Annotated in this window: 6 protein-coding genes and 2 tRNA genes; 1 reads left to right on the forward strand and 7 read right to left on the reverse strand. The window is 63.8% G+C overall.

The window, feature by feature from the left end:
- Nucleotides 1-90 precede the first annotated feature (90 nt).
- From C493_RS19865 to C493_RS19890, 6 genes are all read right to left on the reverse strand, one after another.
- A tRNA-Leu gene (locus C493_RS19865) sits at nt 91-175 on the reverse strand.
- Between the two features lie 145 nt (nt 176-320).
- Entirely contained in the window at nt 321-1,070 is a 750-nt protein-coding gene (locus C493_RS19870; RefSeq protein WP_007261288.1) for a DNA-directed RNA polymerase subunit D, read from the reverse strand.
- Between the two features lie 4 nt (nt 1,071-1,074).
- Nucleotides 1,075-1,464 carry a 30S ribosomal protein S11 gene (locus C493_RS19875; RefSeq protein ID WP_007261289.1) on the reverse strand — a complete coding sequence of 130 codons (390 nt, stop codon included), beginning with the start codon at nt 1,462-1,464 and terminating at the stop codon, nt 1,075-1,077.
- A 3-nt stretch (nt 1,465-1,467) separates the two neighbouring features.
- Entirely contained in the window at nt 1,468-1,989 is a 522-nt protein-coding gene (locus tag C493_RS19880) for a 30S ribosomal protein S4 (RefSeq protein ID WP_007261290.1), read from the reverse strand.
- A gap of 2 nt (nt 1,990-1,991) precedes the next feature.
- The gene (locus C493_RS19885; protein ID WP_007261291.1) at nt 1,992-2,513 is read right to left on the reverse strand and encodes a 30S ribosomal protein S13; all 522 of its coding nucleotides are present in this window, start codon (nt 2,511-2,513) and stop codon (nt 1,992-1,994) included.
- Nucleotides 2,514-2,611: 98 nt separating this feature from the next.
- Nucleotides 2,612-2,694 (reverse strand) — tRNA-Ser (locus C493_RS19890).
- A 255-nt stretch (nt 2,695-2,949) separates the two neighbouring features.
- On the opposite strand from C493_RS19890, the gene C493_RS19895 reads away from it, so the two are divergent.
- Nucleotides 2,950-4,980, forward strand: coding sequence for an AMP-dependent synthetase/ligase (locus C493_RS19895; protein ID WP_007261292.1), 2,031 nt, complete (start codon nt 2,950-2,952; stop codon nt 4,978-4,980).
- Nucleotides 4,981-5,054: 74 nt separating this feature from the next.
- Here C493_RS19895 and C493_RS19900 read toward each other — a convergent pair whose 3' ends face one another.
- Nucleotides 5,055-6,029 (reverse strand): carboxylate--amine ligase, encoded by a 975-nt coding sequence (locus tag C493_RS19900; protein ID WP_049889528.1) that lies wholly within the window; start codon nt 6,027-6,029, stop codon nt 5,055-5,057.
- Nucleotides 6,030-6,557 lie beyond the last annotated feature (528 nt).

The raw sequence follows: 6,557 nt of genomic DNA on the forward strand, positions 1-6,557 counted from the left end.
GACCTCGCAAGCGCTCGGTCGCTCCGACTCCCGTGGCTCAAACCTGACGTTACACTTTCACGACTCTTCCGTGCGGTCGAGTCGGAAAAATGCAGGGAGCAGGATTTGAACCTGCGGACTCCTACGAGACAGCGCCCTGAACGCTGCGCCGTTGGCCTGACTTGGCTATCCCTGCTCGCACTTTCTCGTAGCCGCCGCCCCTTCAAACCCCTTTCGATTCCAACAGCCGAGGCCGAGCCGGGCTCGTCGCTCACGGCGCCGGCGAACGCGGCCTCGAGTCGGGTTCGGTAGTGGGGGCGTCGGTTCATGCTCAGGTTCTGTTATAGCTGTACTGCGTCTTCGAGTTCGATCGCCCGCGACTCGATCGAGTCGGCGGCGCGCGCGACCAGTTCCTCGACGGAGAACGAGCCGTCGGTCTCGACGTGGAAGACGAAGGCGTTGGGAACGTCTTCGAGTTCGACCTGCTTGCCCGGATACCGGTTCGTGAGGTCGTGGTCGAACTCGCTCGTCGGAACGAGGTCGCCGTCGTCTTCGATGACGCCGCGAACGATCTGGGGTTCCGACTCCTCGAACTCGGGGAGATCGTCGACGACCTCGACGCGCTGAAGGTGTCGGTAGCCGACGGCCACGCCGCCCTGGTGTTTGGCGTGGTCCTTTCCGCGGTCGACGACGGCGTCGGCCTCGGCCTCGAGGCGCTGGCCGTCTTTGAGTTCGATGATCGGAACGTTCTCGTCCGCGGGCTGGACGAGCTCGTCGCTCGAGACGAGGTCGCCCGAGTAGGCGGTGGCTGGCCCTTCGACGTCGATCGAGAGCGTGACGGTCTCGTCCTCGCCGAACTCGCCTTCCGGCGGAGTCGTCAGCGGGACGAGTCCGAGTCGCAAGGCGAGTTGCTCGTCGAACATGACCGACGAGTTCTCGACGAACCGGACCGTGTCGATCGCCATCGTCGGCACGTCGGCGACCATCGCGCGACGGATGCCGTTGGCGAAACCGGGCGTTACGCCGCGGACGAGGAATCGCGCTTCGCGGTCCCCGCGTTCGACGAACTCGACGTCGTACTCTGCTGTCATGGATCTAGTAGCCGCCCTTACCCTTCGGTGCGCGCGATCCGTCGTGCGGGATCGGCGTGACGTCCTCGATGCGACCGATCTCGATACCCGAGCGGGCGAGTGCGCGGATCGTCGCCTGCGCACCCGGACCGGGCGACTTCTGAAGGTTGCCGCCGGGGCCACGGACTCGCACGTGGAGTCCGGTGATGCCCGCGGCCTTGACCTCTTCGGCGACGGACTCGGCCATCTGCATGGCCGCGTACGGCGACGCCTCGTCGCGGTTCTGCTTGACCGCCGTCCCACCGGAGGACTTGGCGATCGTCTCCGCGCCCGTGAGGTCGGTCACGGTCATGATGGTGTTGTTAAACGATGCGTGCACGTGGGCGATGCCCCACTTGTCGTCGTCCTGGCTCATGGATTATTGTCCCTCCGCACGTTCGGGGTGGAGATCGTCCGCGAGCGGGCTGTTCTCGTCGAACGCGACGAGATCCTCCTCGTCGACGTCGACGACGTACGACGGGACCTGGTGTCGCTGGTCGCCGACGGTGACGTGCCCGTGAACGATGAACTGTCGGGCCTGCTGGGTCGTCTGGGCCAGTCCCTTCCGGTAGACGACCGTCTGGAGGCGACGCTCGAGGACGTCTTCGATCTCGAGCGAGAGGACGGCACCGAGCTCGTCGCTCTCGTCGAGGATGCCGACGCGCTTGAGTCGTCCGAGGAACTCCTCGGATCGCTGCTGGACGGTCTCGTCGTCCTGGGCCTGACCGAGCAGGTCGCGGGCCTCGCGCCGGTAGGAGCGAAGCTCGGACTGGGCTCGCCAGAGCTCTTCTTTGTTCTTCAGGCCGTAGCGATCGACGAGGGAGTGTTCGGAGGCGATGCGCTCACCCTGGTAGGGGTGGTTGGGCGTCTCGTACTGTTTGGTGTCGGTTCCGAGTGGCATCGTTATTCACCCTCCCCTTCGTCGCCGCCTTCTTCGGCCTGTTCTTCGCGGATCTCCTCGACGTTGACGCCGATTGTGCCCTCCGTACGACCGGTGGACTTGGTCCGCTGACCGCGGACCTTCTGACCGCGCTTGTGGCGCACGCCCTTGTAGGAGTCGATCATCTTCATCCGGTTGATGTCGTGCTGGCGGGTCAGCTGGAGATCGTTCCCGATCTCGTGGGTCGTTTCGCCGGTGTAGAAGTCGCCCTGGCGGTTCGTCAGCCATTCGGGGACCTCGTCGGCGTAGTTCTCTACGACCTCGACGACATCGTCGATGACGTCGTCGTCGAGTCGACCGAACGTGGCCGTTCGGTCGACGCCCGCTTCGTCGGCGATGATTCGGGCGGTCCGTCGACCGACCCCGTTCAGCTCCGACAGCGAGCGCTCGACAGACTTCGTCCCATCGAGGTCCGTTTGCCCGATACGGACGAAGTACTGAAGGTCTTCGTCGTCCTGTTGTTCTTGAGGTTCTTCCTCGCTCATGTGTCGTGTATTGCTGTCTAGTGTGCGCGCGATGCGAACGACTGACGCAAGCCGCGTCAGTCGATCAAGTACTGACGAGGAATCGTCAGCGGATCCGACGTTGTGGCGGGGATTCGAACCCCGGAGGCTTGACGCCACATGGTTAGCAACCATGCGCCTTGGGCCGCTTGGCTACCACAACACCGTGTCTGTTATCGTCGCCCTCTCGGACTCGGGGACTGGTCCCCTACACGTATTGCACCCAAATCTACCGGCGACGGGTACTTAAGCGCAACGAAAGCCCCCGGCCCCGATATTCAGTCACATCCGACCGGTCGTGACCGGTTGCGCTCGTATTCGTCACGCGCGACCACCGTCAGTTCGCCGCACGGAACTACCGTCGAACGTGCACATTTCTGATCTTTTATAGTGTTACGGGAGAAACTCCAAACTATTCATGAATTTGTCCGAAGCTGAGGCCGGGTTCGACCACCCCGCCCTGAAACTCGACACGCTGGCCGAGATGTTCGAGCGAAGCGTCGACCGAAACGGCGACCGACCCGCCCAGCAGTACAAAGGCGGCATCTACGAGCGATCGATCGCCGACGAAAGCGACGACGCTCCCCTCGAGCCCGCGCCCGACGGCGAGTTCGCGACGATTACCTACGATCGAATGGCGGGCGTCGTCCGCCGGCTCGCGGCCGGCTTTCGCGACCTCGGCATCGCCGACGGCGACCGCGTCGGCATCTTCGCGGATACGCGCATGGAGTGGGCCCAGTCGGACTTCGCCGTCCTGGCCGCCGGCGGCGTCGTGACGACCGTCTACAAGAGTTCCTCGCCGAACCAGATCCAGTACCTCCTCGACGACCCCGGCGCCGCTGGCGTCGTCGTCGAGAACGAGGCCCTCCTCGAGCGAGTCCTCGAGGTCGAAGACGACCTCGACCTCGAGTTCTTCGTCGTCTTCGACGAACTCGAGTCCGAGGCCTACGCGGCCCGCGAGGATATCCTCACGCTCGCGGACCTCTACCGGCGCGGCGACGATCGCTTCGACCGCGACGAGTACGACGACTGGCTCGCGGCCCGCGACGTCGACGACCTCGCCAGTCTCATCTACACGAGCGGCACGACGGGCAAGCCGAAGGGCGTCAAACTCACTCACCGGAACCTGCGATCGAACGTCAACCAGATCTACCGACGGTACGGCCCGCGACCGGACAAGGGTGAAGACGATCCGTCGATCGACGACGAGACGCAGGTCGTCTCCTTCCTGCCGCTCGCTCACGTCTTCGAGCGGACGGCGGGCCACTTCATGCTCTTTGCCGCGGGCACCTGTATCGCCTACGCCGAGAGCCCGGAGACGCTGACCGAGGATCTCCCCGCGGTCCAGCCCAACAGCACCACCAGCGTGCCCCGCGTCTACGAGAAGCTCTACGACGGCATCCGCGAGCGCGCCGCCCAGGACGAGGCGAAAGCCGACGTCTTCGAGTGGGCCGTCGACGTCGCCCGGCGATACCAGGCCGCCGACGATCCGAGCGAGGAACTCGAAGGCGAGATGGAAAGCGCCGACCAGCTCGTCTTCGAGGAGATCCGACAGAGCATGGGCGGCAACGTCGAGTCGCTCATCAGCGGCGGCGGCAGCCTCTCGCCGGAGCTGTGCCGACTCTTCCACGGGATGGGACTCCCCATCTACGAGGGCTACGGCATGACCGAAGCCGCACCGGTCGTCGCGACGAACCCGCCGAGCGACCCGCGGATCGGAACGATCGGTCCCGTCGTCCACGGCCTCGAGACGAAACTCGACACTTCGGTCGTCCGCGACGAGGACTTCGACGACGAGGGCGCGGTCGGCGAACTGCTGCTCAAGGGACCGAACGTGACCGAGGGCTACTGGAACAAGCCCGGTGCGACCGATCGCGCGTTCACCGAAGACGTCCCCGGGAGCGAAGCGACCGGAGAGTCGGAAGACGAGTCTTCCGGAAGGTGGTTCCGCACCGGCGACATCGTCCACGAACGACCCGACGGCTACCTCGAGTTCCGCGAGCGGACGAAACAGCTCGTCGTCCTTTCGACGGGGAAAAACGTCGCACCCGGGCCGATCGAGGACGCCTTCGCGGCGGTCGAGATCGTCGAGCAGTGTCTGGTCGTCGGCGACGGCGAGAAGTTCGTCGGCGCGCTGATCGTACCGAACGTCGACGCCCTGCGGAATCGCGCGGCGAGCGAGGACGTCTCGCTGCCCGACGACGTCGCCGCGCTGGTCGAAGACGAATGGGTGCTCGAGCAGGTCGAAGCGGCCATCGCGACGGTCAACGAGGACTTCGAGTCCTACGAGACCATCAAGGAGTTCCGACTCGTTCCAGACGGATTCACCGAGGAGAACGACCTGATGACACCGACGATGAAGGAAAAGCGCTCGAAGATCGAAGAGCGCTACGACCACCTCGTCGCGGCGATCTACGCCGAGGACGAGATCGAAACAACTTCCGACTGACCGAGCACGTGTCGCAACTCACGGCTTTGCAAGACCGAACGCGCACTATCCGAGCGACGGTGCCGCGCAGGCTGCTATTCGTGACTCGAACGCATCGCGATCGGAGTCGAGTCCACTACGTTTCGGACGTTCTGACCGACCGATTCTTTCCCGAAGGCGGAGAGAGCGAACGCGAGGTGACCCGCTATCGGAAGCGGATCGCGCGTCGACTCGATATCGTAGCAACACGGCTGCGGGGATGGCGTGAGAAGCTCGCGAATCGCCCGCGTACGATCGTCGCGTTTGAGCGCTTGTAACGCGTCGCCGACGAGATACCGCGCCCGGACGTTGGCGACGTACCGTGGGTCCGGCTCGACCGTCTCTCCGCTGGCAGATCGGTACAACAGATACGGGAAATCGACACCCGCGTAGACAGAGAGTGCGAGACTACCCCAGAGCCGCGGGTTGATCTCCATAAGTTTCGGTTCGCCAGTTCGCGCATCGATTCGAAATTCGACCATCGCGAGCCCGCGCCAATCCAGTCCCGTCAAGAACTCGTCAGCGAGTGACACGAGCGCCGGATCGTCGACGGTCTCGCGATAGGTACTCGAACCGCCTTCCGGCGGATTCGACCGCAGCCGTTTTTGCACCGTCAGGCCGGCGAGCGCGCCGTCGTCGTTATATAGCGTGTACACGCCCCGTTCGCCGCCGTGCGGGATGAATTCCTGAAAGATGGCGGGGCCTTGCTCCCGCACCGTCCGGTGGACCGTTCGCTCGAGTTCGTCGATCGAGTTACAGACGACGGTCTCTCCGTTGGCGGACTCGCGGCGGGGTTTGACCACAATTGGCAAACCCAGCGCGTCCGCGGCGGTTCTGGGTTCGACGTCTTCCGTGAACAGCGTCCGGGGATGCGGAATACCGGATCGCCTGGCGGCCTCGATGGTCCGGCGCTTGTCCAGTCCGACCAGTAGACGCTCGTAGGGAAGAAATGGAACGGTTGCGTGCGCTTCGAGCCGATCCTTGTGTTTGACGACCGTCTCGAGGGTCGGTTCGTCGACCGGCAATACCATCTCGTACTCCCTGGCGGTGAGTTCTCGCTCGAGCGCATCGACGAAACCGTCCGGTTCACGACTGGGGGACGGATACGTTATATGTCGATTCGAATACCTGGAGCAGGAACCGGCGTTCCAGCGGGAGTGACTCCCGGTCGTTACGCCAACTCCGTGCGCTCCGAGGTTTCGAACCGCGACGAGTGCGTGTCGAAAGTGTGAATCCAATACGAGAACGCGAGACATCCTTGCAGTAAGGCTCTCGAAATACCTAAAACGAGGCCATGTTCGTTCCGGTTCGGCTAAGTTGTTGCCAAATAGCCATTTTCGTTCGATGTTACCGGGGGTCGCTGCTCACCCACCGGCAATCTGGACGGGCCACGAACGCGAGCGACGGACGCGCTCTGGTCGGTCGACCGCCTGACTCGGCGGCCGAGACGCTACGATAGCGACTAAAACGGATTATATACTGAACAGGCGCAATACCACGTCGTTTACGGCGTGGATACGCGCCGTCACTTGGGAATCTATCCACGCAAGGCTGCCAAT

It is taken from the genome of Natronolimnohabitans innermongolicus JCM 12255 (assembly GCF_000337215.1).
GTDB lineage: Archaea > Halobacteriota > Halobacteria > Halobacteriales > Natrialbaceae > Natronolimnohabitans > Natronolimnohabitans innermongolicus.